The organism is Halopiger djelfimassiliensis (genome assembly GCF_000455365.1).
Classification (GTDB): domain Archaea; phylum Halobacteriota; class Halobacteria; order Halobacteriales; family Natrialbaceae; genus Halopiger_B; species Halopiger_B djelfimassiliensis.
This window is the reverse complement of the sequence record NZ_HG315684.1, coordinates 1,018,862-1,043,445: the sequence shown is the minus strand read 5'-3', so window position 1 is coordinate 1,043,445 and position 24,584 is coordinate 1,018,862. Positions and strand designations below refer to the sequence as shown.

Here is a 24,584-nt window from a genome sequence, read left to right as displayed (position 1 = left end):
CCTAGCTCCGCAACGACCCGCCGTCGACCGGCACCGCAGCGCCGTTGACGAAACTCGAGCGCGGACTCGAGAGGAAGGCGACGACGTCGCCGAGTTCGCTCGGTTCACCGACCCGCTCCATCGGAACGTCGCTCGCGAGGTCGGCGAGGCCGTCCTCGTACTCGTCGTAGGCTCCGCGTTCGATCCCGGCTTCGACGAGGTCTTCGATTCGGGGCGTCTCGATCGTCCCCGGAAGCACTGCGTTGGCCCTGATCTCGGGAGCGAACTCCCGCGAAACCGTTTTCACGAGTCCGATCACGCTCCGACACACCGAGTTCGACAGCAGGTTGTCGTCCGCGACCTCCCGAACCGTCCGGGAGGCGAGACAGGTGATCGTCCCGTAGTCGGACTCGAGCAGACCTGCGTGGGCTTCCTCGATCGTCCAGACGACGCTCATCACCAGCTGATCGTAGGCCCGGTACCAGTCCCGTTCGTCGGTTTCGAGGAAGGTCGTGCTCGGTGGGTTACCCGCGGCGGTGACGACGTGGTCGAGGCCGCCGCATTCGTCGACCGTCCGACTCACGAGATCCGAGACGTCGTCGGGGTCCGTGATGTCCGCCCGAACGGCGATCACCTCGCCGGTCGCCACGTCGGCGAGGTCTTCGCGAGCCGACTCGAGTCGTTCTCGAGCGCGGCCACAGATCGCGACGTTACACCCCTCGTCGGCGAGCGCCCGCGCACTCGCGAACCCGAGCCCGCTCGAGGAAGCGGTAACCAGCGCGGTGTTGTCGGCGAGATCGAGGTCCATGTGGGAACCGACGACGGCGAGAACCAAATTTCTCGGATCGATCGCTTCCCGTCACTCGTGCCGGCGGTCGCTTGCCGATCACTCCTGGTGGCGAACGCGAACCATCCCGTCCGAGGTCACCCCGACGATCAGCGGCGTCGCAATCTCGCGGCCCGAGACGGCCGCCCCGGCGGCGTCGCTGACGACTTTCATCAGGTCCGGCGCGGTGTAATCGACTTTGACTCCTTTCTCGTCACACGCGTCGTAGACGAGGTTCGGAACGTCGTAGAGGTCGGTTCCCTCGGGGACGCGCACCCGGACCGGAGCGCGCAGCGCCTCCGCGAACGCGACCGTCTCGCGGGCTTTCTCGAGGTTCTCGCGGGCGCTAGCCTCGACCGAGGAGACGTTCGCCCGCGAGGTCCCGAGTTCCTCGGCAATGTCGGCCTGCGAGATGTCGCGTTCACGCAGCGCGAGCACCTGTGCTTGACGGTGGGTCAACACGCTCTCGTTCGGGTCGAAACCGATGTCCTCGAGCAGCGCTTCGACCTCGTCGATCATGCCGACCGCCTCCGCCGGGCTCGGTGTCGCGTGTTCATACTGACACCTAGACGGCGGCGGGATCAAAGCTTCCCCGGTCGCCCCCGCGGGCGGTTCGGTCGGCCCACCGTCGCTTGCGAACACGGATCTGTCGGTCGGAAACGACGGCAGGGCGAGAATGTATGGCGCAGTTGATGATGTGGCGTGTGCCCTGCTGTACCTCGATGGAAGGCAGGTGGAGCAATACGCGTGACGCCAAAGTACGTTGGGTCACTGGGTGCCGGCCCTGCTCGAGACTGTCCACTCGAGGGTCCGCTCAGGAGCCCCAGAAGTTCTCCCGGCTCCCGAGTCGCTCCCGGGGTGGCGTTCCGTCGTCGTCGTGGTCGTCGTCGGCCTCGGCTTCCGACTCGTCGGTGTCGTCGTCCTCGTCCGTCTCGGGATCCATCGGCAGCCGCTCGAGTTCTTCCGCACGCGCGTGGTTGCTGTGAACCTGCGTGATCTCGACGCGAGCGCGGGCCTCCGGCAAGACCCCGTCGACCAGGACGATGAACCCGTCCTCGGTTCGACCGACGCCGGCACCGCTTTCGTGCATGTCGACGATGTCGATGGCGACCTCTTCCCCCGCCTTGACGGGCTGGGTTTTCAGATCTTCGATGGGCTGGTTGTAGTGGTTGCACCACTCCTTTCCGCCGCGGTCGCCGTAGTGTTGACACCCCATTCCCGAGATTCGTTCCGAAAAGCTCGGACAATCGTCGGCGAGTGGACAGTCTGCCATGATCCGTACTACCAGTGGCGTCGTTAAACCGTTTCCGTCTCGGGATCCCCGCCAGCGATACGGAAACGGTGGTAGCCACCCGTCGCCACTCGATGTCGAATGTAATGATGTCGGGGCGATACGGGAAAACGCGTTAACTAAACGGGAGCCACACGACGGGCGGTTTCGAAAAGGTTTACGGCACGGACGTTGCAGTGATCGATGATGAAAATCCTCGTTACGGTCAAAGAAGTTGCGACCGTCGAAGACGAGTTCGAGATCGAGGGGACTGAGATCGCCGATCAGTACCTCGGTGCCGACCTCAACGAGTGGGATGACTACGCCGTCGAAGAGGCTGTGCAACTCCAAGAGGCCGGGATCGCCGACGAAGTCGTCACGGTCACCATCGGTCCGGAGGACTGCGAACAGACGATCCGACAGGCGCTTGCGAAGGGGGCAGACCGTGCAGTCCGCATCTGGGACGATGCACTCGAGGACGTCGATCTGCTCGACGTCGGCGCGAAAACGGAGATCCTCAGCGCCGTCGTCGAGGAGGAAGACCCCGACCTCGTGCTCACCGGCGTTCAGGCCGGTGACGACAGTTTCGGTGCAACCGGCGTCTCGCTGGCCGAGCAGATCGGTTTCCAGTGGGGTGCCGTCGTCAACCACCTCGAACACGACTTCGAGGGCGACGTCGCCTCCGTCCGGCGCGAACTCGAGGGCGGCGTCGAGGAACTGACCGACGTCGAACTGCCGGCGGTGCTGACGATCCAGACGGGGATCAACGAACCGCGGTACGCCAGCCTGCGCGGCATCAGGCAAGCACAGCGCAAGGAACTCGACGTGAAGGCTCTCGGCGACCTCGGCGTCGACGAGGGCGCGATCGAATCCGAACTCGAGTTGACGGACATGTACGAACCCGAAAGCGAAAGCGACGTCACGGTCTGGGAAGGCGGTGCGGACGACACGGCCGGAGAGCTCGCTGAACTGCTCCGCGACAAGGGGGTGGCACCATGACGGACGTCCTCGCAGTTACCGACCACCGCCGTGGCGAACTGCGCGATGTCAGCTACGAGATCATCACCGCGGGCCGCGAACTCGCCGACGAGACCGGCGGCGACCTCCATCTGGCGGTCATCAGCGGGACCGTCGACGAGTTCGCGGAGAAACTCGACCGTGAGGGCGTTGACGCCATCCACACCGTCGACTACGGCGAGGAGTTCAACCACGATGTCTACACGCAGGCGATCACGCAACTCTACGACGACCTCGCCCCGCAGTACGTCCTGACGCCAAACAGCGTCAACGGGCTGGATTACGCGCCCGCCGTCGCCAACGAACTCGACCTGCCGATCGTCACCGACACCGTCGCGCTCGAGACCGACGGTGACACCCTGACCGCGACCCGCGAGATGTACGGCGGCAAGGTCGAGACGACTACCGAACTCGAGGGCGATGCCGTCGTCACGATCCGCGGTGCCGAGTGGGCACCCGCCGAGGGGACGGGTGACGCCTCGATCGAGGCCTTCGACGCCGATATCGACGAGGACGCCATCGGCTCGACGGTGTCGGGCTTCGAAGAGGTCGGCGGCGGCGACGTCGACATCACCGAAGCCGAGGTACTCGTCTCCGTCGGCCGCGGCATCGAGGAGGAGGAGAACCTCGAGATCATCCACGAACTCGCGGACGCGCTCGATGCGACGGTCTCCTCCTCGCGACCGATCGTCGACAACGGCTGGCTGCCCAAGAACCGACAGGTCGGCCAGTCCGGCAAGGTCGTCACGCCCGACGTCTACATCGCGATCGGGATCTCGGGTGCCGTCCAGCACGTCGCCGGCATGAAAGGCTCCGACACGATCGTCGCGATCAACACGGACCCCAACGCGCCGATCATGGATATCGCCGACTACGCGATCGTCGACGACCTCTTCGACGTCGTTCCGGCGCTGACGGAAGAGTTCCAGTAACATCACCGCGAGCGGCCTTTTCGCTCGAGCGGTAACCGGTCGTTTCTGTGAGCGAGTTTTCGATGTCGTCACGCCGGCGGCCACGACCCCAGTCGACAGCGGGACGAGATCGATTCAGCAGCGAATGAGCAATATTTATCATTATATCGAGATCGAAGACAGGACAGTACAGTTATATGGCAGGAATTGGATGGACAGATATGCCCGATCGATCAAACCGTCGGAAATTCCTGTCCGGTCTCTGTGCCACCGGCCTCGGCGGCCTCGCCGGCTGTCTCGATGCCGTTCCCGGCCTCGGGTCCAGCGACGTCGGGGCTGGGTCCGAGATCGGAGGGACCGACCGGACGATCAAACTCGGTATTATGAAACCGTTGAGCGGCGACCTCGAGTCGGTTGGTGGACCGATTCGGGACGCCGCCGAACTGCCGATCAAACAGGTCGAAGACGAGATCGACCTCGAGATCGATTACGAGGTCGCCGACACGGAAACGTCGCCCTCGACTGCCGTCCAGGAAGCCGCCCGCCTCGTCGACGAGGGGTACCCGATGATCAACGGGCCGGCGGACTCGGACGTGACCTTGCAGACGACACAGCAGGTGCTGATCCCCCACCGCGTCGTCAGTTGCTCGCCGGCGGCGACCACGCCGACGATCACGTCGTTGAACGACGCCGGACTCGTCTTCCGTACGGCGGTGTCCGACTCGCTTCAGGGGGTCGCGCTCGCCCAACAGGCGGCGACGGATCTGGGCCACGGTACCGCTGCCACGCTGTATGTCGATACCGACTACGGCTGGCAGCTCAGTCAGGCGTTCTCCAAGTCGTTCCGGACGGATCACGGTGGGACTGTCTCGGCGCAGGTTCCGGTAGAGCGGAAACAGGGCTCTTACGAAACGGAGCTCGAGACCGCCATGGAAGACAATCCGGATCTGTTGATCGTCATCGGCAACCCGGAGACCGGCGCACAGCTGTTCGACGACCTCGCCGCCAGAAGCGACAGGAACGGCGTCGACGTGCTCGTCACCGATGGGCTGCGGGACGGCGATCTCCACGAGGAGACCTCGCAGTCGATCGACGGCATCCGAGGAACGGCACCGGTTGCCGACGGGCCCGGAAATCCGCACTTCACTGAATCCTTCAAGGAGACCTACGACGCCGAACCGGGGATCTTTACGGCCCATGCCTACGACGCGACGGCCGTTCTGTTGCTCGCGAACGCATACGCCGGCCAGAACGACGGGACGGCGATCAGAAGCGCCATGCAGGCCGTAACGTATACGCCCGGCGAGACGGTCGGGCCATCGTCGCTCGCGGACGGAATCGAACGCGCAGCCCAGGGTGAGAACGTCGCCTACGAAGGCGCGTCGAGTCCGGTCAACTTCGACGGGAACGGCGACGTAACCAGCGCGACCTTCGAGTACTGGGAGTTCGACGAACGTGCAGACGACGGAATTACTACGATCGACGAGGTGACCCTCTAATGTCGGTGCTATCGAAACTCGTCCCCTCGTTCATCAGGAGTCGCTATCTCTTCAAGTTCGTCATCTCGATTCTGGCGGTCGTCCTGGTGATCGGGGCGGTCGGCTTCGTGAGTTACGTCGAAATCGACGAGATGGTCCGGAGCGACTCGAACGAACAACTCGAGTCGACCGCGGAGATGCAAGCGGACGCGATCGGCGAGTGGGTCGAGAGCATGCGCGTCCAGACGCGGACCGCGTCGGCTTCGCCGGTGTTACAGGAGGACGACCCACAGGCGATTCAGGCGCGGATCGTCGAAGATCAGGCGCGAATGGGCGTCGACGTGCGGGCGATCCACTACGTCGACACCGAAAACGGCGAGATCGTCACGAGTACGGCGTCCCAGTTCCGCGGCAAGTCGCTTTCCGACGTCGAGGATCCGTGGACCGACACCGACTTCGACGACGAACTCCGGTTCGACGAGGCAGTCTGGAATTCGGAGCAGGCCTACGAGTCGTCGACGCTCGACGACCAGGTGATGGCCTTCGCCAGTCCGGTCTCCGAGCGCGACGATCGCGCCATCGTCGTTATCGGGACCCTCGAGTACCGCGTCAGTCAGCTCCATCAGGAAGGGGCGGCCGGTTCGACGGCGATCGTCGACAGGGACGGCAACCCGGTGTTACAGACCGAACAGATGTCGACTGACGAGGACGCGATCGAGACGGCGATCGGCGGTCGACTGACCCGCACCGAGAACGCCGATGTCGTTCAGGCGTACGTGCCGGTCGGTGACACGGAGTGGGTCGCGGTCACGACCGTTCCCACCGAAGAGGCCTACGGCGTCGCGAACGACGTCGGGATGAACGTCATCACGATGGTGTTCGTGAGTCTGGTTGCGCTCGGGATCGTCGGTGTCGTTCTCGGTCGCCAGACGGTCGTCCCGCTGGCCGAGTTACGCGATCGGACGGCCGAGATGGAGTCCGGGAATCTCGAGGTCGACCTCGAGACGAACCGCGTCGACGAGATCGGGCGGCTGTACGACGGCTTCGACAGCATGCGAAACTCGCTTCGCGCCCAGATCGAAGAGGCGGAAGCCGCTCGTGAGGACGCCGAGCAAGCCCGCGCCGAGACCGAGGCGATGAACCGCCACCTCGAGCGAAAAGCCGAGGAGTACCGGGCGGTGATGGAGGAGTGTGCCGAGGGCGATCTGACCCAGCGGCTCGATCCCGAAAGCGACAACGAGGCGATGACCGACATCGCGCTCGCGTTCAACGCGATGCTCGAGGAACTCGAGGAGACGACCGCCGACGTCAAGGCCTTCGCAAACGACGTCGCGGCCGCCTCGGAGCAGGTCACTGCCTCGAGCGAGGAAGTGCGATCCGCATCCCAGCAGGTGTCCGAATCCATTCAGGAGATCTCCGACGGCGCGGATCGCCAGAACGAGAACCTCCAGTCGGTTGCCAACGAGATGAGCGGACTCTCGACGACGACCGAACAGATCGCGGCCTCCTCGAACGAGGTCGCCGATATCGCCGAACGGACCGCGGAGACGGGCCGAACCGGTCGCGAAGCGGCCCAGGAAGCCATCGAGGGGATGCACGAGATCGAATCCGAATCGACCGAGGCCGTCGAGGCGATCGAAGCCCTCGAGGAGGAGATGGCCCAGATCGACGAACTGGTCGAGTTCATCAGCGAGGTCGCCCGCGAGACGAACATGCTCGCGCTGAACGCCAACATCGAAGCCTCCCGCGGGAGCGGGGAAGGTGACGGGTTCGGTGCCGTCGCGAAACAGGTCAAAGAGCTCGCCGCGGACACGAAATCGACCGCCGAGGACATCGAACAGCGGTTAGAACGGATCGACGAACAGACCGAACGGACGGCGACGGAGGTTCAGCGGACCGCGGATCGGATCTCCGAACACGTCGATTCGGTCGAAAACGCGGCGGAAGCGCTCGACGAGATCGCCGATTACGCCGACCGGACCAACGAGGGCGTTCAGGAGATCTCCGCCGCGACCGAACAACAGGCCGCAGCCACGCAGGAAGTCGTGGCGATGGTGTCGTCGGCGACCGACATCTCCGAATCGACGGCGTCGGAATCCCAGCGTGTCGCCGCGGCGGCCGAAGAACAGACGTCGGCCCTCTCGGAGGTCTCCGAGAGCGCGAGCTCCCTCGCCGACCAGGCCGCCCAGTTGAGCGAGACGCTCGAACACTTCGAAACCGACCGGGAAGACGAGTGGGCCGCCGACGACCCCGACCCGGCTCTCGAGTTCGACGAGACGGCCGTCGACGCGGACGGGGACGACGAGGGAAGTGCCGGTGCAGACGAGTCCGCCGGACGGACGATCGTCGACGAGACGGCGGAGACGCCGGAGTCGAACGATGGTGGCGTGGTGGACGAATCGGACGGCGACGCCGCTGACGCCGACGATCCGGACGACGGTGACGCTGCCGACGAGTCGTTCTCGTTCAACCAGATCGACGAGGAGTAACGACGGAGACGCGGTCATCGTCGGCTCGTAACCGTCACGTACTTTTTGTCCCCATCCTAAGCGCGGGTGATGGAACTGCTGGAGCGCCGACGGACGCTGATCGAGGAGCGTCTCGTCGAAGTCGTCGACGGGGTCGATCCCCAGACGCTCAGCGATGAGATTCGTCACGCGGCGCTTTCGGGGGGGAAACGCGTCCGACCGATGGTCACGATCCTCGCCTGCGAGACCGTCGGCGGGACGGCAGAGGAGGCCGTCGACTTCGGCGTCGGGATCGAACTCGTCCACACCGCCTCGCTCGTCGTCGACGACATCATCGATCGATCGGAGCTACGGCGCGGCACGACCAGCGCGTGGGCCGAGTTCGGCCACGGCCCGGCGCTTATCACGAGCGACGGCTTGCTCGGGGAAGCGTTCGCACTGTTTTCGGCGGATCCGGACGCGACTCGCGTCGTCGCCGAGGCGATGGTCGAACTCGGGATCGGCGAGGCGACCGAACTCTCGGCCAGACCGGAAAGCGAATCGGAGTATATGACCCTCGCACGGCGCAAGACCGGCGCGCTCTTTCGGGCCGCGGCCGAACTCGGGGCGATCGCGGCGGATTCGGATCCCGTCACCGTCGAAGCGCTCGGCGAGTACGCCGAACGGGTCGGCATCGCCTTCCAGATCAGAGACGACGTTCTGGACGCGGTCGCCGACGCCGACGACCTCGGGAAGCCGACCGGACACGACGCCGCCCTCGAGCGCCCGTCGGTGGTACAGGTGACCGATCTCACGCCCCAAGAGGCAAACGCTCGCGCCCGGGCCGAAGCCGACAGCGCGATCGATGCCCTCGACCGGGTCGAGGTAGCCGACCCCGAAGCCGAGGAGTACCTGCTCGAGTTGGCGGAGTTCGTCGTCGAACGCGACCGGTAGGTGCCGAACCAGCGCTCGATCGGACCGACCGACTGCCGTTCGGACGACCAGCCGCGGGTCAGGCGTTGTCGATCTGGTGCGGTCCCTCGGAGTCGGCGTCCGGATCGGTATCCTCCGTGTATCGTGATTCGAGGACGGCAAACGCGAGCGTGCTGGCGATACCGAGCAGCGTGCCGGCGGTCAGTGCCGTCGCGAGATAGCTCACGTCGACCAGATCGAGGAAGAAAGCGCTGACCGCGTACAACACGATCGCGATCGAGACGACGTAAAACGGCGCGTTGAGGTACCGCCACTCGAGCGTCCCCGCGATGTACTCGTCGGTGATCTGTCCGAGGCTGGTCGTCACACCCGCGGCCGCGAGCCACTGGATCGAGCCGAACACGAGTGCGGCGAGCATGACGGGGACGCTGACCTCGCCGGCGGTCGATGCTTCGATTGCGTCGAGGGTGTTCATCCCGCTCACGCCGCCGAGGACGAACAGCGCGGCGGCGACGACGTACGCGAGCAGCGTCGTCCGACCGGCGTACAGCGAGCGGCGCGCGCGCTCGACGGCCGTATCGAGTCGGTCGCCGAGTCCGAGTCCGCGCGAGATGAGATAGAGCCCGAGCAGGGCCGACGTCGTCCCGAGAACGAATCCGGGCATCTCGAGGGCGCTGCCGATCAGCGCGAGCGGGTAGATCAACAGGAGAATACCCAGCGGGATCAACACCGTTCCGCGGGTTTCGGGGTCGTCGAGGACCTGTTTGATCGTGTAGTACATCGACTCGAGGTTCTGGGCCTGCCGGACGACGACCCGGCGGACGCCGTCGATGGGGACGCGCGAGCGGATGATCGGGATGACGGATTCGTCCTGTGCCCCGTCGGTGACGACGAGTACGGTCACGTCCTCGGCGGTCGAGAGGCTCGCGAGAACGGTATCGACCTCGTCGCCGACCTCGCGATTGGCGTTGACGTCGCCCTCGTCGTTGCCGGTCACGACGGCGACCTCGACGCTTTCGTCGCGTTCGTCGAGGTCGTCGTAGACGTGCAGCCCCTGAAAGATGACGTTCACGTCCGAGTCTTCCGGATCCGCGGTCGCGAGGGCGACGGCAGCCTCCTCGACTGGCTCGCGGCCGATGACCGGCGTCGAGAAGCCGGTTTTTCGACCGAGGTCGTCGTCGAGGTCGACACACAGGACCAGCAGCATCGCTTCGTGGTTGCACGCCGTAGTATTTCGTTCTTCTGGGACGACGAAACCGGCCGACCCTACGGCGGCGGCGACCTGATCGATGCGTCGCTGACGGACTGATCGGCACGCGAGCGGTTTCGCACGGCTTTTGAGGCTCGGCCCAGTATACACGCTCGAATGATCTCGAAGGGCTGTGAGCAGTGCGCGAAAGGCGGCAAGATGGTCCTTTTCGTTTACGGGTACTGTGACCAGCGCGACTGCTTTTACTGCCCGCTCGGTGAGAACCGCAAGAACGTCACCGACGTCTACGCCAACGAGCGACTCGTCGAAAACGACGAGGACGTCATTACCGAGGCAAAGCGGATGGACGCGCTCGGGACATCGATCACCGGTGGCGAACCCCAGGAAGCCCTCGACCGGACCTGTCACTACCTGTCCTTGCTCAAAGACGAGTTCGGTCAGGACCACCACACGCACCTCTATACCGGCATCACCGGCGGCCGCGAGAACATGCGCCGCCTTTCGGCGGCCGGACTCGACGAGATCCGTTTCCATCCGCCGTACGAACAGTGGGGCGACCTCCACGGTACCGAGTGGGAGGATATCCTGTATATCGCCCGTGAAGAAGGACTGACACCCGCGTTCGAGATCCCCGGCATTCGCGCCGAGGTGGAGTTCCTCGAGTTCTTAGACGAGGGGGCAGCCGAGTTCTGTAACGTCAACGAGTTCGAGATGTCACAGGGGAACTACCGCCGGATGCAGGAACAGGGGTACGAACTCAAGGACGGCCACATGAGCGCCGTCGACGGCTCCCGCGAGGATATCCTCGACATCATGGGCGACCACGAGAAGGTTTATTTCTGTACCTCGGTGTTCAAGGACGCCGCCCAGCACCGCCGTCGACTAAAGCGGATGGCACGGAACGTCCGCCGGGAGTTCGACGACGTCACCGACGACGGGACGCTCGTCTACGGCAAGACCTACGCCGATCCGGAGCGCTTCGAAGAACTCGGCGTTCCCGACGAGTTCTACACCGTCAAATCGAACCACGTCGAGGTCGCCTGGTGGCTGCTCGAGGAGATGATCGAGGAGGGCGATCTCGAGGACGGCGAAATCGTCGAGCAGTATCCGAGCTACGACGGGCAAGTGGTCGAGCGGACGCCGTTAGCGTAGGGGGTCGGACCGTGGGCGATCTTTTCGATGGAGCGTCTCCGAAGCGAACGAAGCGGCCGTGGAGACCGTCGAGCAGTATCCGGACGACGGGGGTTGACAACGCTGTGCGAAGATGGCACAGTAAAATCACGTAGGATACTGGGAAAAATATTTATTTCAAAGAATATATCATAATTACATGGTCGGAAATAGGATATCCCGTCGAAAGCTGATCCGGACGAGCGGCATCGGAATTGCAACGCTTGGCGGACTCGCGAGCACGGCTTCCGCAGACGAGGACGACGGCGAATTCGTCCTCGACACGACGCTAGAACCGGGTGACTGGGATGCAGCTAGCAGAACGGATCCGTTCGAAACCGCGTTCTTCCAGGCGATCGGCGAGGAATTCGATGAACCCGCAACGGTGAAACTGTGGTTCCAGGATACAAAGCCTGATTTCGAGCAGGAGACGCCGTATATCTCCGTCGATACGAACCCGCTCGGCATAAGCAAAACGCTCCACATAGATGGTGCTGAAGATACGGTATGGGCCTACGTCTCGCAATCACCGGCACAAGTGTCACTGTGGGTATGAGCTGAACTGCGGGGGAGGACCGCTGCCAAAAGTCGGCCTCTCGCCTTGCAGCGCCGCATCTCTACGGTGATCGTCAACCGTCGCGTTTCGAGGTATTCGATTCGAAGCAACGGACTCAAAAACGGGTTTCGGCGGTTACCGGACGCTCTCGAACGTTCGGACCACGAGCAACGGCCGGTGAAGTACCTCGGGGACAAGCCCCGAGGCTTCACCGTTTTGTCCGAGCGCCCAGAAATAGGCGGGCGGACGCAGGCGAATTTACTTCCCCTCGACTTTCCCCGTTGAGGTCGGTTGGCATTAACACCCGAACACCTCGCTGGTGGCCGTGAGGGTCGGTCGCTCCACCACGACCCGACAACACCCGTCTCACCTGCCGTAGCAGGGTGTTGAGAGGAGTCGCATTGCCAAACCTCCGAACGACCGCTTCGGATTACGGTCTTTCACCCACGTCACGGTCGTTAAACTACGATACGAGAGAGGAGAAGTTACTCCCTTTGACCGGCTTCACTCTCTAGGTCAAGCCCCGAGGCACTCGCCCTACTCAGCCTGTAGATATCGCCGGCGACCGGCTCCGTCTCGGATATTCGAGCAGTTCCGGATGAACGCCGCCGAGCTCGATTAGTCGATCTCGGTCGGATCCACTTCGGGCAGCGTGATGAGGTTCTCGCGCCCGATTCGGAGTTTCTCGATCTCGCCGTCCTCGTCCATCTGGGAGAGCAACTGCGAGACCTTGGCGTTGGACCAGCCGGTTTCGGTGACGATATTCGCCTGTTTCATCCGCCCGCCGTTTTGCTTGAGAAGCCGGTGAACGCGCTCCTCGTCGCTCAACAGTTCGGGATCGATCTCCTCGTCGACCGATTCGTCGTACCCGAGGTGGGCGGCTGATTCGTCGGAACCGGCGGCCGCGTCGGCCGGTTCCGATCCCGCGGGTGTCGCGTCTTCGGTCCTCGAGTCGGTGCCATTGCCGGTCTCGGCTTCGTCCGATACCGACCCGCCGATCGGAAGCCGCTCGAGTGGGAGTTCGACGTCGGCGTCAGAGCCCCGCAGATAGCGATACGCCAGATACGCGCCCATTCCGGCGGCCAGGGCGACGAGCGTGCCGGCAAGTAGCCAGCCAGTCCCCTGTAAGAGCGAGTTACCGGCCCCCCGGAGGAACACGATCTCGAGTTCGTCGGCCTCGAACTGGTGTGGGCCGTCCCAGACGAGTTGGGTCGGGGTCTCGAGGCCGTAGTTGGGCGGCGATTCGACGACCAGTCGCTGATCCGAGGACAGCCCCATCCACGTTCCGTCGTCTTTGCGGAACGCGTCACCGAAATAGACCCGGTCGTCGTCCGCGGTCGCGAAGTTCGTCCAGGTAAACGAGTAGGAGATCACGCCGATCCGGAGGTCCTCGTTGTCCGGCTCCGTCTCCGGGTCGGGTTCGACGGTTTTTGGTTGCTCCCACCCCGCGTCCACGATCGACATCTCGCGTCCGGTTTCCCGTTTCGCGTGAGTGACCCACGGATCGAACTGTCGGGTGTCGTATTCGACATCGCGGTTGCCAGCGATGACCGCGTCCGCGTACTCGAAGAACAGTTCCGTGTCGTCGTCATCGGTCAGGCGAAACCGTGTCTCTATATACCATCGTGCGTCGCCATCGGCGCTGACGTTGATCCGGAACACCGTTTTCGGGTCAGCTGGCTCGAGGACGGACTGTCCGGACGATGCTGTCATCGTCGGGGACCTGACTGTCGCTGGCTCCGCGGGGGAAAGCGGGGATGTGGGCGGAGCGACCGCCGGTTCCGATTCGAGGGGCGGTTCCGACGTCTGGACGGACGCAGTCGCCGTTGACGTCGGGGTAGCTGTGACGGCCACCGCCCCCACTGTAGACGTAACGAAGAGGGCTGTGAGGGCGAGTGTAACGGCGGTGGATAACCGCATGCGTACCAACGGGTGGTTTCCCGGGGGAAAAAACACTTTCCATCCGAAAATAAAACGTTACCGTCAGGCCTGCAGGAACGTCCACGGAACCGGTACGACCAGTGCGACCAGCTTTTATATCAGGAGTCCGTACGGTGGGGCGATGAACAACGCGATCCCTGCCCTCCTCGCGTTGCTTCTTATCTGCTCGCTCCCCGCGATAGGTCTTGTCGCGGCGGATCTTGGAGATAGGGCGCACACAGAACCGTTCCGAGTCCTACAGGAGTCGGATTCCGATCAGCGAACTCCGGTCGAAGTCAACGGGACGACGAACCGACTCCCGCTTTCGGGTGATGTCACGACGGAACACTCCGAGTTCGGGCCGAACTTCGGAACGACGTTCGCGACTCACGACGACGCGCTCAGAATGGACCACGAACAGTACGTTCTCGCCGACCGCGAGTTCGACGCCGCCAATCCCGACAAACAGGCGGTGATGATTCGGACGGCCTACTCCCGCCTCATCGAGCGGATCGACGCGCTCGAGGAACGAGAACGAAAAGCCGTTCGCGCACACGCAAACGGCGATCGTTCGAAAGCCGAACTCGTCCAGCTTTTGGTCCGAAACCACAACGAAGCCGCCCTGATCGAAGCGACGATCACCGAACTGGACAGCAAGTCGGACGAGGTGCCGGGCTTTTCGCTGTCCTCACATCAGATACAGGGGGACAAGCGGACGCTCGATCTCCATCAGACGCCGCTTCGAGCGAACCTCGAGCGAACGAGTCGAGCGCCCAGTACCGATATGGAACACGATCTCCGCGTGCAGACCTCGGAGTCGGGGTACAGACTGTCGACGGTCGAAAACGGGATGTACCTCTCGGAGACGATCCGGTTCGACAATCGAGACACCGATGCGGCCGATCAGTTCGAGGGCAACGACGAGGTAGAGGACTACGTCCGATCGCTGTATCCGTGGGCGGAAGACGTCGGACTGGCACACTACTACGGCGCAAAGGAGCATCCCCTCCACTGGATCGGTATCTACGGCGATTACGGTGATCTCGAGGTGTACCTCGACGGCGGTGCCGGAGAGGTATACCGGGAGTTTCAGGAGCTGTCGACGACGGAGCTACCGACGACGAACAGCGAAAGCGCGTCCAACGACGGTCTCACACTGTCGATCAACGAGACGCCGGCCGACGGACCGGTCGAAGTACGCGTCACCGATTCGACGACGGGTGACCCCGTCCCGGCGACGGTCTCGGTCGACGGACACGAGGTCGGCGAAACTGCCGCGGACGGTACCCGCTGGATCCTTCCGTCCGACGGCGAGTCCGAGATCACTGCGGAGACGACGGACGGAACCGTCACGGTATCGCTCTAGTACGCGGTCGCGTCGCGGATCGAACGTTTATACCGAAGGCCGCGGCCAGCACGCCGCGTGACCGAACGGTGGCTCGCTCGAATCGGACTCGATCGGCATACGAACGAACGAGGCGTCAGTCCGGTCGTCGGGACGCTGGTACTCGTTGTACTTACGATCTGTCTGGTCGCCATCGTCGGCGGCCTGCTTACGCTGTCGATCGACTCGAGCAGGCCTGCGGCCTTCGATCTCTCGGTTGACAGTACTGATTCGACAATCACGATCGAACACGTCGCGGGTGGCCCGGTCGATGTGCGGGAGCTTTCCGTAACGATCGTCGTCGACGGGACCGAACTCGCTGACCAGCCACCGGTTCCGTTCGTCGGCGCAAGGGGATTCAACGGAACCCCGATCGGGCCGTTCAACGCGAAGGCAGACCCGGAGTGGCGAGCCGGGGAGCGAGCAAGCGTTACCGTTGCCGAGACGAACGCACCGTCCCTCGATGCGGATGCCGTGGTCACCGTTACCATCGCGGTCGATGGCCGCCCCTTCGCACAACTCGAGACGACGGCGCGGTAACCGGGTCGTCTTACTCCGGGGCGCGTCCGATCGTCGTAATCGCGACGTCGGGATCGTACGGCGGCCCCATGAACGCGTGTTTTACGTCCTCGAAGCCGGCGGTTTTGAACATTCGGTCGGCCTCGTACTCGTCGTAAAAGAGCATTATCGCGTCCGCCAGCTTTTGGGTCAAGACGTTATCAGGATAGTTCGGCCCGACGACCAACACCTGCCCGCCGGGTTTCAGTACGCGCCGGAACTCCCTGAGTGCGAGGATTGGGTTCGGCCAGTACTCGATCGATCCCGACGACCAGACGACGTCGAACGTATCCGTCGCGAACGGGAGCCGTTCGGCGTCGCCGCGGTGAAAGTGGACCGGCGGTGCTCGCTTGCCGAACTTGTCGTAGGCCTGCTCGAGTTGGTGTTCGCTCTGGTCGATCGCGTACACTTCTTCGACGTGTTCGAGCAGCCCCTCGGTCGCAAAGCCCGTTCCACACCCGACATCGAGGACCGTCATCTCCGACTCGAGATCGAGTAGCTCGAGGGCGTCGGTCCGCATCTCTTCGGTCCAGATAAAGGGGTTTACCCGATCGTAGACCGTCGAGAGGTACTTGTAGAACAGCCGTGCTCTGGCCTTGTTCTCGAGAACACCCATTTGCGTGGACTTTCGATCGGATCGGGATATGTCTGCCGTTCCGTTCGGCCGGCGACACGACCCCCTGAGTAATCGAAACCTACCGAAGCCAGCGCGCGAACGCACTCCGGGCACTTTCGCAACTACCATATACGCGCTCTCGCAAACGTTTGCCTGCTTAGAGTATGCCGAGGCCAGAGGTTCTCGAACGAATTCAGTCGGCGGAGCAAGAAGCCGACGAAATCGTCGCAGAGGCGGAAAACGACCGCGACGAGCGAATAGCCGAGGCCCGGGAACGAGCCGAGGAGATTCGCACGGAAGCGGAACAAGAGGCACAGGAACTCAAGGAACGACGCCTCGAGGAGGCGCGGGCGGAGATCGACGCGGAGTGCGAACGCGTCCTCGAGGACGGCGAACGGGAGCGCGAGGCTCTCGCCGAGCAGGCCGAGGATCGGATCGACGAAGTGACCGAACACGTCGTCGAACTGTTCCAGGAGGACGTCCATGCTCAGACCTGAGCGAATGAGCAAGGTGTCGGTGACCGGCTCCAAGGGCGTGATGCCCACGGTCATCGAGACGATCCACGGGCTGAACCTGGTCCATCTCTCGGACTACGATGGCTCCTGGGAGGGATTCGACAACGGAAACCCGATCGAGGGGGCCGACGACGCCTCCGAGAAGCTGGTGACCGTTCGGTCCCTCGAGAGCACCCTGGAGCTGTCGGCCGAGGAGGTCGAACCGGGTTCGCTCGAGGAGGACTGGGAGGACCGTCTCGAAGCGGTTCGAACGCGGGTCAACGAACTCGACGACCAGCGAAGTGACGTCCGCGACGAACTCCGGCAGGTCGAGGAGCGGATCGACCGCGTCGCCCCGTTTGCGGAACTGGGGATCGACCTCGACCTGCTGTCGGGGTACGAAACCGTCGACGTGGCCGTCGTCGAGGGCCGCGTCGATGCGATCGAGGGCGCCGTCGCCGCATCCGACGACATCCGGGCGTTCGAGACGTTCACCGGTGGCGACGTCGTGGCGGTTGTCGCCGCGCCTACCGAGGATGCCGACGGGAACCCGATCGACGATGCGCTGGTCGGCGTCGACGTCACCCGACACGAGGTACCCGACACCGAGCAAAGCCCCGAGAACTACGTCGCGGAACTCGAGGAGCGAAAGCGCGACCTCGAGTCCCGGATCGACGAGATCGACACCGAACTCGAGGAGATCCGCCGGGAGGAAGCGCCGTTTCTCCTGCGGGTCGAGGACGAACTGACCGTCGAGGTCCAGCAGGCGGAAGCACCGCTGCAGTTTGCGACGACCGATCGTGCGTTCGTTGCGGAGGGATGGATCCCGACCGCGGAGTACGATCGACTCGTCACAGCGCTGCGCGATGCCGTCGGGGACAGCGTCGAGGTCGAAGAACTCGAGCGTGCGGACTACGACCGCCACGGCGCACACTCCCACACGGAGGAGGTTCAGAAGGGAGCGCCCGCGGCGGCCGACGAGGACGAGAGCGCCGCCGAGGCCGACGAAGAGCCACAGAAGGCGGTCACCGACGGCGGCTCGGCGGTCACGATGGGCGACCAGCCGCCGACGATCCAGAACAACCCCGGGCCCACCAAGCCGTTCGAGGTGCTGGTGCAGGCGGTCAACCGGCCGAAGTACAGCGAACTGGATCCGACGATCTTCCTGTTCCTGACGTTCCCGGCCTTCTTCGGGTTCATGATCGGTGACGTCGGATACGGGATCCTGTACGTGGCCATCGGCGCGTACATGGCCACTCAGTTCGACAGCAAGGGCATCACCAGCCTCGGCGGCGTGGCCGTCTGGGCCGGCGCGTTCACGATCCTGTTCGGGATCATCTACGGCGAAATCTTCGGGCTACACGTGCTCGGAGAAGTGCTGTTCCACGACCTGCTGCACGTCGAACTCCTACCGCTCAACAAGGGGCTCGAACCAGCAGCCGGTGACTTCGCGCTCGGCTGGATGGTCATCAGCGTGCTCGCCGGGATTTTCCACCTCAACGTCGGATACATCCTGGACTTCTACGAGAACCTCAGCCACGGCGTCAAAGACGCCATCACGCACAGCGGCTCGTGGATCCTGATGCTCAACGGGCTCTGGATCTGGATCTTCTCGGTACAGGGATACGATCCGAATAGTCCCGAGGAGAGCACGAAGCCGGCGTTCCTGTTCAAGACGTTCAGTTCGGAGGGCCCCTTCCCGATCGGCTTCGAGGGCTTCCCCGTGATGGAAGTGTTCTCGCTTCCCGAGGCCGTGCCGGGACTCGGCGGTACCGCGATCGGCGTGCCGTTGCTGGTCTTCCTGCTCGGACTCGTGTTGCTTGCCATCGGCGACGCCGTCGAGGTCATCGAGTTCCTCGACGTGCTCGTCAACGTCTTCTCGTACACCCGGATGGCGGCAGTGTTGCTCGCGAAGGCCGGCATGGCGTTCGTGGTCAATCTGCTGTTCTTCGGCGCGTACGAGGATCCACACGGCGAGTTCCACTTCCTGCGGAGCCACGAGCCGAGTTACGTCGCCGAGCACTACGGCGAAGGGGCCGAGGTCATCTTCGACGGCCTCATGCACTCCGGGACCGCGGCACTCCTCGGCGGTCTCGTCATTCTCGTGCTCGGACACATCCTCGTGCTAGCGCTTGGCGTGACAAGCGCCGGCTTACAGGCTGTGCGCCTCGAGTACGTCGAATTCTTTAACAAGTTTTATGATGGCGGTGGGGAGAACTACGAACCGTTCGGACACGATCGAAACCACAGCGAGAACTAACAACACCACAACTTACCAACAATGATCGAAAACGTAGCTGACGTCGCGAACATCGTACTGCAGAATGGTGGCACCGTCAACGAGAGCCCGTTCCTGACCGACGCGGGGGCCGCTGCGCTGGCCGTCGGTCTCGCCGCGCTCGCGTCGGGCTACGCGGAGCGGGGGATCGGTGCGGCAGCCGTCGGCGCGCTCGCCGAGGACGACGACCTGTTCGTTCCCGGGCTGATCATGACCGTCCTTCCCGAGACGCTCGTGATCCTCGCCCTGGTCGTCGTCTTCATCGTCGGATAACCACACCCCCTTCTCTCACCAATGAGTTTGGACACAGTCGTCAAAGACATTCGAGAAGAGGCCAACGCGCGTGCGGAGGATATCCGCGCCGAAGGCGAGGCTCGCGCCGAGGAGATCGAATCGGCGGCCGAGGAGGACGCCGAGGAGATCCTCGAGTCGGCCGAACAGGAGGTCGAACGCGAGATCGAGCAGCTGCGCGAACAGCGACTCTCCAGTGCGAAACTGGAGGCGAAACAGAAGCGTCTGGAGGCCCGCCGGAACGTTCTCGAGGACGTCCACGAGCAGGTCGAATCGGAACTCGAAGCCCTCGAGGGCGAGACCCGCGAGGAGTTGACCCGCGACCTGATCGACGCTGCCAGCGCCGAGTTCGACGAGGGCGACGACGTCAGCGTCTACGGTCGCGGCGACGACGCGGACCTGATCGAGTCGATCCTCGAGGAGTACGACGGCTACGAGTACGACGGCGAGTACGACTGCCTCGGCGGCGTCGTCGTCGAGAGCGAGCAGTCCCGCGTCCGGGTCAACAACACGTTCGACTCGGTGCTCGAGGACGTGTGGGAAGACAACCTCCAGGGGATCAGTAATCGGCTCTTCGAGCAATGAGTCTAGGTGCCTCGAACACGGAGTACGTAAACGCTCGCGTTCGATCACGACGATCCTCGCTGTTCGCGGACGAAGAGTACCGAAAGCTGGTCCGGATGGGACCAAGCGAGATCGCGCGGTTCATGGAGGAAACCGAGTACGAGCGTGAGATCAACGCACTCGGGGCACGCTTTTCGGGAGTCGACCTGATCGAGTACGCGCTCAACCGCAATCTCGCGAAGCACTTTCAGGACCTCCTCGATTGGTCGGAAGGCGGACTCTACGACCTCATCGGGCGGTACCTCCGGAAGTTCGACGTCTGGAATCTGAAGACGATCATCCGCGGTATCTACACCGAGACGCCCGCGGAGGACGTCCGGACGGACCTCATCCGTGCCGGTGAGCTCGACGACGCGACGCTCGAGCGCCTGCTCGAGGTCGACGAGATCGAGGACGCCGTGGAACTCCTGTCGGGAACGATCTATTACGAGCCGCTTGCGGCCGGCCTCGACGAGTTCGAGGAGACCGGCGCGCTCGTCCCGCTCGAGAACGCCCTCGACCGGGAGTTCTACGAACAACTGCTCGAGGACGTCAGTCGACCGCCTGGACGGGAACAGCCACAGGAAGGGCCGAAAGCGCAGTACATCGAGTTCCTGCAGGCGGAGATCGACTTCCGAAACGCGCGGAACGCGTTGCGGCTTGCACGAAGCGGTGCCGACCTCGATCCCGCTGCCTACTACATCGAGGGCGGCGTGTTGTTCGACGAATCGGAACTGAACCGGCTGGTCGCCGACTACGACGAGCTCGTCGATCACATCGCGGAGAACAAACGGTACGGCGACCGGCTCTCGGGAGCGCTGGATCGGCTGCGCGATGCTGACAGCCTTATCCAGTTCGAGCACGCACTAGACGCTGCGTTGCTGCAGTACGCGGATACGCTCGCGAGCATCTACCCGACCTCCGTCTCGGCCGTGTTGTCGTACATCCTCGCGAAAGAACGCGAGGTCGAGAACATCCGTGCGATCGCGCGCGGTCGGGAGGTCGGACTGAGCGAAAGCGAGATCGAAGACGAGCTGGTGATCCTATGAGCCAGGAAATCGCAGTCGTCGGCAGTCCGGAGTTTACGACCGGCTTTCGGCTCGCCGGAGTCCGTCGGTTCGAGAACGTCCCGGACGACGAGAAAGACGCCGATCTGGACGACGCAGTCACGACGGTACTCGAGGACGACGCCGTCGGTATCGTCGTCATGCACGACGACGACCTCGATTACCTCTCGCGGTCGGTTCGACAGGACGTCGAGACGAGCGTCGAACCGGTCGTCGTCACGATCGGAAGCGGAACCGGTGGCGGCGGACTGCGCGAGCAGATCAAGCGTGCGATCGGTATCGACCTGATGGACGAGGACACAGACAGCTAAACTATGAGCCAGGCAGAACAAACCGAAACCGTCGACGAAGACGGTGTAATCGAAAGCGTGAGCGGTCCGGTCGTGACCGCCACGGACCTCGACGCCCGGATGAACGACGTCGTCTACGTCGGCGACGAAGGACTGATGGGCGAGGTCATCGAGATCGAAGGGAACCTGACCACGATTCAGGTGTACGAGGAAACCTCCGGCGTCGGCCCGGGCGAACCCGTCGAAAACACGGGCGAGCCCCTGAGCGTCGACCTCGGCCCGGGGATGCTCGACTCCATCTACGACGGCGTCCAGCGCCCGCTTGACGTCCTCGAGGAGAAGATGGGGACGGCGTTTCTCGACCGCGGGGTCGACGCCCCCGGGATCGACCTCGAGAAACAGTGGGAGTTTACCCCCGAAGTCGAGGAAGGTGACACGGTCGAACCCGGTGACGTCGTCGGGGTCGTCCCCGAGACGGTCACCATCGACCACAAGGTCATGGTGCCGCCGGATTACGAGGGCGGCGAAGTCACGGCGATCGAGAGCGGCGAGTTCACGGTCGAGGAGACCGTCGTCGAACTCTCGTCGGGCGAGGAGATCCAGATGCGCCAGGAGTGGCCGGTTCGTGAGGCCCGACCGGCCGGCGAGAAGGAGACGCCCGACGAGCCGCTGGTGACCGGCCAGCGCGTTCAGGACGGCCTGTTCCCGCTCGCGAAGGGCGGAACGGCTGCCATTCCGGGACCGTTCGGTTCCGGGAAGACGGTCACTCAGCAGCAACTCGCCAAGTGGTCCGACGCGGACATCGTCGTCTACATCGGCTGTGGCGAACGCGGCAACGAGATGACCGAGGTCATCGAGGACTTCCCGGAGCTGCCGGACCCACAGACCGGGAACCCGCTGATGGCCCGGACCTGCCTCATCGCCAACACCTCGAACATGCCCGTCGCAGCCCGCGAATCCTGCATCTACACGGGGATTACGATCGCTGAGTACTACCGCGACATGGGCTACGACGTCGCGCTGATGGCCGACTCCACTTCCCGGTGGGCAGAGGCCATGCGCGAGATCTCGAGCCGGCTCGAGGAGATGCCCGGCGAGGAAGGCTACCCCGCGTATCTGGCCGCCGCGCTCTCGGAGTTTTACGAGCGCGCCGGCAAGTTCCAGCTGATCAACGGCGACGAGGGGTCGATTTCGGTCGTCGGCGCGGTTTCGCCGCCGGGCGGTGACTTCTCCGAGCCGGTCACCCAGAACACCTTGCGTATCGTCAAGACGTTCTGGGCGCTGGACGCCGACCTCGCGGAGCGTCGGCACTTCCCGTCGATCAACTGGAACGAGTCCTACTCGCTGTACAAGGACCAGCTCGACCCCTGGTGGGAGTCGAACGTCGCCGGCGACTGGTCGGACGTCCGCCAGTGGGCGGTCGACGTCCTCGACGAGGAGGACGAACTCCAGGAGATCGTCCAGCTCGTCGGGAAGGACGCGCTGCCGGAGGACCAGCAGCTCACGCTGGAGGTCGCACGCTACCTGCGTGAGGCCTGGCTCCAGCAGAACGCCCTCCACGACGTCGACACCTACTGCGAACCCGAGAAGACCTACCGGATGCTCGAGGCCATCAAGACGTTCAACGACGAGGCCTTCGAGGCGCTGGAAGCGGGCGTTCCGGTCGAAGAGATCCAGGACGTCGACGCCGCACCGCAGCTCAACCGGATGGGAACCGCCGAAGACTGGGAGGCGTTCATCGACGAGATCGAGAGCGACCTCACCGAACAACTCCGAGCACTGTACTAACGATGAAAGAGTACCAAACAATCACGGAAATCAGCGGTCCGCTGGTGTTCGCCGAGGTCGACGAACCCGTCGGATACGACGAGATCGTCGAGATCGAGACGCCGGACGGCGACACGCTGCGCGGTCAGGTACTGGAATCGAGCGAAGGGATCGTCTCGATCCAGGTGTTCGAAGGCACGGGCGGGATCGACCGCAACGCCTCCGTTCGTTTCCTGGGCGAGACGATGAAGATGCCCGTCACCGAGGATCTGCTCGGGCGGGTACTCGACGGGTCCGGGAACCCCATCGATGGCGGTCCGGACATCGTCCCCGACGAACGACGCGACATCGTCGGCGAAGCGATCAACCCGTTCTCACGGGAGTACCCCGAAGAGTTCATCCAGACCGGCGTGTCCGCCATCGACGGCATGAACACGCTGGTTCGGGGTCAAAAGCTGCCGATCTTCTCCGGATCGGGGCTGCCCCACAACGAACTCGCCCTGCAGATCGCCCGTCAGGCGACCGTGCCAGAAGAGGAAACGGGCGAGGGCGACGGCTCCGAGTTCGCCGTCATCTTCGGTGCGATGGGGATCACCCAGGAGGAGGCAAACGAGTTCATGGACGACTTCGAGCGGACGGGCGCGCTCGAGCGCTCGGTCGTCTTCATGAACCTCGCGGACGACCCCGCAGTCGAGCGACAGGTCACGCCGCGACTTGCGCTGACCACGGCCGAGTACTTGGCCTTCGAGAAGGACTACCACGTGCTGGTCATCCTGACGGACATGACCAACTACTGTGAGGCACTGCGCGAGATCGGTGCTGCACGCGAGGAGGTCCCGGGCCGGCGTGGCTACCCCGGGTACATGTACACCGACCTGGCGCAGCTCTACGAGCGCGCGGGCCGGATCGAGGGCAAGGAGGGATCGGTCACGCAGATTCCGATCCTGACGATGCCCGGCGACGACGACACCCACCCGATTCCGGACCTGACCGGCTACATTACCGAGGGCCAGATCATGATGGATCGGGACCTGAACAGCCAGGGTATCGAGCCGCCGATCAACGTCCTGCCCAGCCTCTCGCGGCTGATGGACGACGGGATCGGCGAGGGCCTGACCCGCGAAGACCACGGCGACGTCTCCGACCAGATGTACGCCGCCTACGCCGAGGGTGAGGACCTGCGCGACCTCGTGAACATCGTCGGTCGCGAAGCGCTCTCCGAGCGGGACAACAAGTTCCTCGACTTCGCCGACCGCTTCGAGGAGGAGTTCGTCCAGCAGGGGTACGACACCAACCGCTCGATCGACGAGACCCTCGAGATCGGCTGGGACCTGCTCTCGAAACTCCCGAAGGAGGAACTCAACCGCATCGACGAGGATCTCATCGAAGAGCACTACCGCGACGACGAGACGGAAGCCGCCGAAGTACCGGCCGACGACTAATCGCGCGGCCCCGATTTTTCGATTCTCGAGACCGCGACCGAAAGCGGTGCGAGCGTCTGGGATCGCGATTCCGTCTT

Annotated in this window: 23 protein-coding genes; 17 read left to right on the top strand and 6 right to left on the bottom strand. The window is 63.7% G+C overall.

Annotation, left to right across the window (positions count from 1 at the left end; translation table 11 throughout):
- Position 1: 1 nt before the first annotated feature.
- The 3 genes from TX80_RS05180 to TX80_RS05170 all read right to left on the bottom strand — a co-directional run bounded on the left by TX80_RS05180 (position 2) and on the right by TX80_RS05170 (position 2,078).
- Positions 2 to 787: an SDR family oxidoreductase gene (locus tag TX80_RS05180; protein ID WP_049922217.1), complete on the bottom strand. Its 786-nt coding sequence runs from the start codon at positions 785 to 787 to the stop codon at positions 2 to 4.
- 78 nt (positions 788 to 865) lie between these two features.
- A complete protein-coding gene (locus TX80_RS05175; RefSeq protein ID WP_049921912.1) occupies positions 866 to 1,324 on the bottom strand; it encodes a Tfx family DNA-binding protein in 459 nt (152 codons plus the stop codon).
- A 295-nt stretch (positions 1,325 to 1,619) separates the two neighbouring features.
- Positions 1,620 to 2,078 carry a TRAM domain-containing protein gene (locus TX80_RS05170; RefSeq protein ID WP_049921910.1) on the bottom strand — a complete coding sequence of 153 codons (459 nt, stop codon included), beginning with the start codon at positions 2,076 to 2,078 and terminating at the stop codon, positions 1,620 to 1,622.
- Positions 2,079 to 2,282: 204 nt separating this feature from the next.
- On the opposite strand from TX80_RS05170, the gene TX80_RS05165 reads away from it, so the two are divergent.
- From TX80_RS05165 to TX80_RS05145, 5 genes are all read left to right on the top strand, one after another.
- Positions 2,283 to 3,074: an electron transfer flavoprotein subunit beta/FixA family protein gene (locus TX80_RS05165; protein ID WP_049921908.1), complete on the top strand. Its 792-nt coding sequence runs from the start codon at positions 2,283 to 2,285 to the stop codon at positions 3,072 to 3,074.
- Positions 3,071 to 4,024 (top strand): electron transfer flavoprotein subunit alpha/FixB family protein, encoded by a 954-nt coding sequence (locus tag TX80_RS05160; protein ID WP_049921906.1) that lies wholly within the window; start codon positions 3,071 to 3,073, stop codon positions 4,022 to 4,024. Before TX80_RS05165 ends, TX80_RS05160 begins: the two co-directional genes overlap by 4 nt.
- A gap of 200 nt (positions 4,025 to 4,224) precedes the next feature.
- Positions 4,225 to 5,502: an ABC transporter substrate-binding protein gene (locus tag TX80_RS05155; protein ID WP_049921904.1), complete on the top strand. Its 1,278-nt coding sequence runs from the start codon at positions 4,225 to 4,227 to the stop codon at positions 5,500 to 5,502.
- Positions 5,502 to 7,970 carry a methyl-accepting chemotaxis protein gene (locus tag TX80_RS05150; RefSeq protein ID WP_049921902.1) on the top strand — a complete coding sequence of 823 codons (2,469 nt, stop codon included), beginning with the start codon at positions 5,502 to 5,504 and terminating at the stop codon, positions 7,968 to 7,970. The genes TX80_RS05155 and TX80_RS05150 overlap by 1 nt, the downstream gene beginning before the upstream one ends.
- A gap of 69 nt (positions 7,971 to 8,039) precedes the next feature.
- A complete protein-coding gene (locus TX80_RS05145) occupies positions 8,040 to 8,882 on the top strand; it encodes a polyprenyl synthetase family protein (protein WP_049921901.1) in 843 nt (280 codons plus the stop codon).
- Positions 8,883 to 8,940: 58 nt separating this feature from the next.
- Here the strand turns inward: TX80_RS05145 and TX80_RS05140 are convergent, their stop codons facing one another.
- Positions 8,941 to 10,068 carry a DUF373 family protein gene (locus tag TX80_RS05140; RefSeq protein WP_049921900.1) on the bottom strand — a complete coding sequence of 376 codons (1,128 nt, stop codon included), beginning with the start codon at positions 10,066 to 10,068 and terminating at the stop codon, positions 8,941 to 8,943.
- A 159-nt stretch (positions 10,069 to 10,227) separates the two neighbouring features.
- Here TX80_RS05140 and TX80_RS05135 point away from each other — a divergent pair, with 159 nt between their 5' ends.
- Both TX80_RS05135 and TX80_RS05130 read left to right on the top strand, forming a co-directional pair.
- A complete protein-coding gene (locus TX80_RS05135; protein WP_049921898.1) occupies positions 10,228 to 11,223 on the top strand; it encodes a radical SAM protein in 996 nt (331 codons plus the stop codon).
- Positions 11,224 to 11,401: 178 nt separating this feature from the next.
- Positions 11,402 to 11,797 carry a hypothetical protein gene (locus tag TX80_RS05130; protein ID WP_049921897.1) on the top strand — a complete coding sequence of 132 codons (396 nt, stop codon included), beginning with the start codon at positions 11,402 to 11,404 and terminating at the stop codon, positions 11,795 to 11,797.
- 618 nt (positions 11,798 to 12,415) lie between these two features.
- Here the strand turns inward: TX80_RS05130 and TX80_RS05125 are convergent.
- The gene (locus TX80_RS05125) at positions 12,416 to 13,717 is read right to left on the bottom strand and encodes a helix-turn-helix transcriptional regulator (protein WP_081661441.1); all 1,302 of its coding nucleotides are present in this window, start codon (positions 13,715 to 13,717) and stop codon (positions 12,416 to 12,418) included.
- Positions 13,718 to 13,859: 142 nt separating this feature from the next.
- Between TX80_RS05125 and TX80_RS05120 the strand changes: the two genes are divergently transcribed.
- Entirely contained in the window at positions 13,860 to 15,083 is a 1,224-nt protein-coding gene (locus tag TX80_RS05120) for a DUF7096 domain-containing protein (protein ID WP_049921894.1), read from the top strand.
- A gap of 57 nt (positions 15,084 to 15,140) precedes the next feature.
- The gene (locus TX80_RS05115; RefSeq protein ID WP_049921893.1) at positions 15,141 to 15,641 is read left to right on the top strand and encodes a type IV pilin; all 501 of its coding nucleotides are present in this window, start codon (positions 15,141 to 15,143) and stop codon (positions 15,639 to 15,641) included.
- A 10-nt stretch (positions 15,642 to 15,651) separates the two neighbouring features.
- Here the strand turns inward: TX80_RS05115 and TX80_RS05110 are convergent, their stop codons facing one another.
- Positions 15,652 to 16,275, bottom strand: coding sequence for a methyltransferase domain-containing protein (locus TX80_RS05110; protein WP_049921890.1), 624 nt, complete (start codon positions 16,273 to 16,275; stop codon positions 15,652 to 15,654).
- Positions 16,276 to 16,439: 164 nt separating this feature from the next.
- Here TX80_RS05110 and ahaH point away from each other — a divergent pair, with 164 nt between their 5' ends.
- Genes ahaH through TX80_RS05070 form a run of 8 tightly spaced genes read left to right on the top strand, consistent with a single transcriptional unit; the run spans position 16,440 to position 24,507 of the window.
- The gene (gene ahaH / locus TX80_RS05105; RefSeq protein WP_049921888.1) at positions 16,440 to 16,772 is read left to right on the top strand and encodes an ATP synthase archaeal subunit H; all 333 of its coding nucleotides are present in this window, start codon (positions 16,440 to 16,442) and stop codon (positions 16,770 to 16,772) included.
- A gap of 4 nt (positions 16,773 to 16,776) precedes the next feature.
- Positions 16,777 to 19,029 carry a V-type ATP synthase subunit I gene (locus TX80_RS05100; protein WP_195893045.1) on the top strand — a complete coding sequence of 751 codons (2,253 nt, stop codon included), beginning with the start codon at positions 16,777 to 16,779 and terminating at the stop codon, positions 19,027 to 19,029.
- Positions 19,030 to 19,050: 21 nt separating this feature from the next.
- A complete protein-coding gene (locus TX80_RS05095; protein ID WP_049921885.1) occupies positions 19,051 to 19,320 on the top strand; it encodes an ATP synthase subunit K in 270 nt (89 codons plus the stop codon).
- Between the two features lie 21 nt (positions 19,321 to 19,341).
- Positions 19,342 to 19,923 (top strand): V-type ATP synthase subunit E, encoded by a 582-nt coding sequence (locus TX80_RS05090; RefSeq protein WP_049921883.1) that lies wholly within the window; start codon positions 19,342 to 19,344, stop codon positions 19,921 to 19,923.
- Positions 19,920 to 20,990, top strand: coding sequence for a V-type ATP synthase subunit C (locus TX80_RS05085; RefSeq protein ID WP_049921881.1), 1,071 nt, complete (start codon positions 19,920 to 19,922; stop codon positions 20,988 to 20,990). Before TX80_RS05090 ends, TX80_RS05085 begins: the two co-directional genes overlap by 4 nt.
- The gene (locus TX80_RS05080) at positions 20,987 to 21,319 is read left to right on the top strand and encodes a V-type ATP synthase subunit F (RefSeq protein ID WP_049921879.1); all 333 of its coding nucleotides are present in this window, start codon (positions 20,987 to 20,989) and stop codon (positions 21,317 to 21,319) included. The genes TX80_RS05085 and TX80_RS05080 overlap by 4 nt, the downstream gene beginning before the upstream one ends.
- 3 nt (positions 21,320 to 21,322) lie before the next feature.
- Entirely contained in the window at positions 21,323 to 23,086 is a 1,764-nt protein-coding gene (locus tag TX80_RS05075) for an ATP synthase subunit A (protein WP_049921877.1), read from the top strand.
- Between the two features lie 2 nt (positions 23,087 to 23,088).
- Positions 23,089 to 24,507 (top strand): ATP synthase subunit B, encoded by a 1,419-nt coding sequence (locus tag TX80_RS05070; RefSeq protein ID WP_049921876.1) that lies wholly within the window; start codon positions 23,089 to 23,091, stop codon positions 24,505 to 24,507.
- Positions 24,508 to 24,584: the final 77 nt, after the last annotated feature.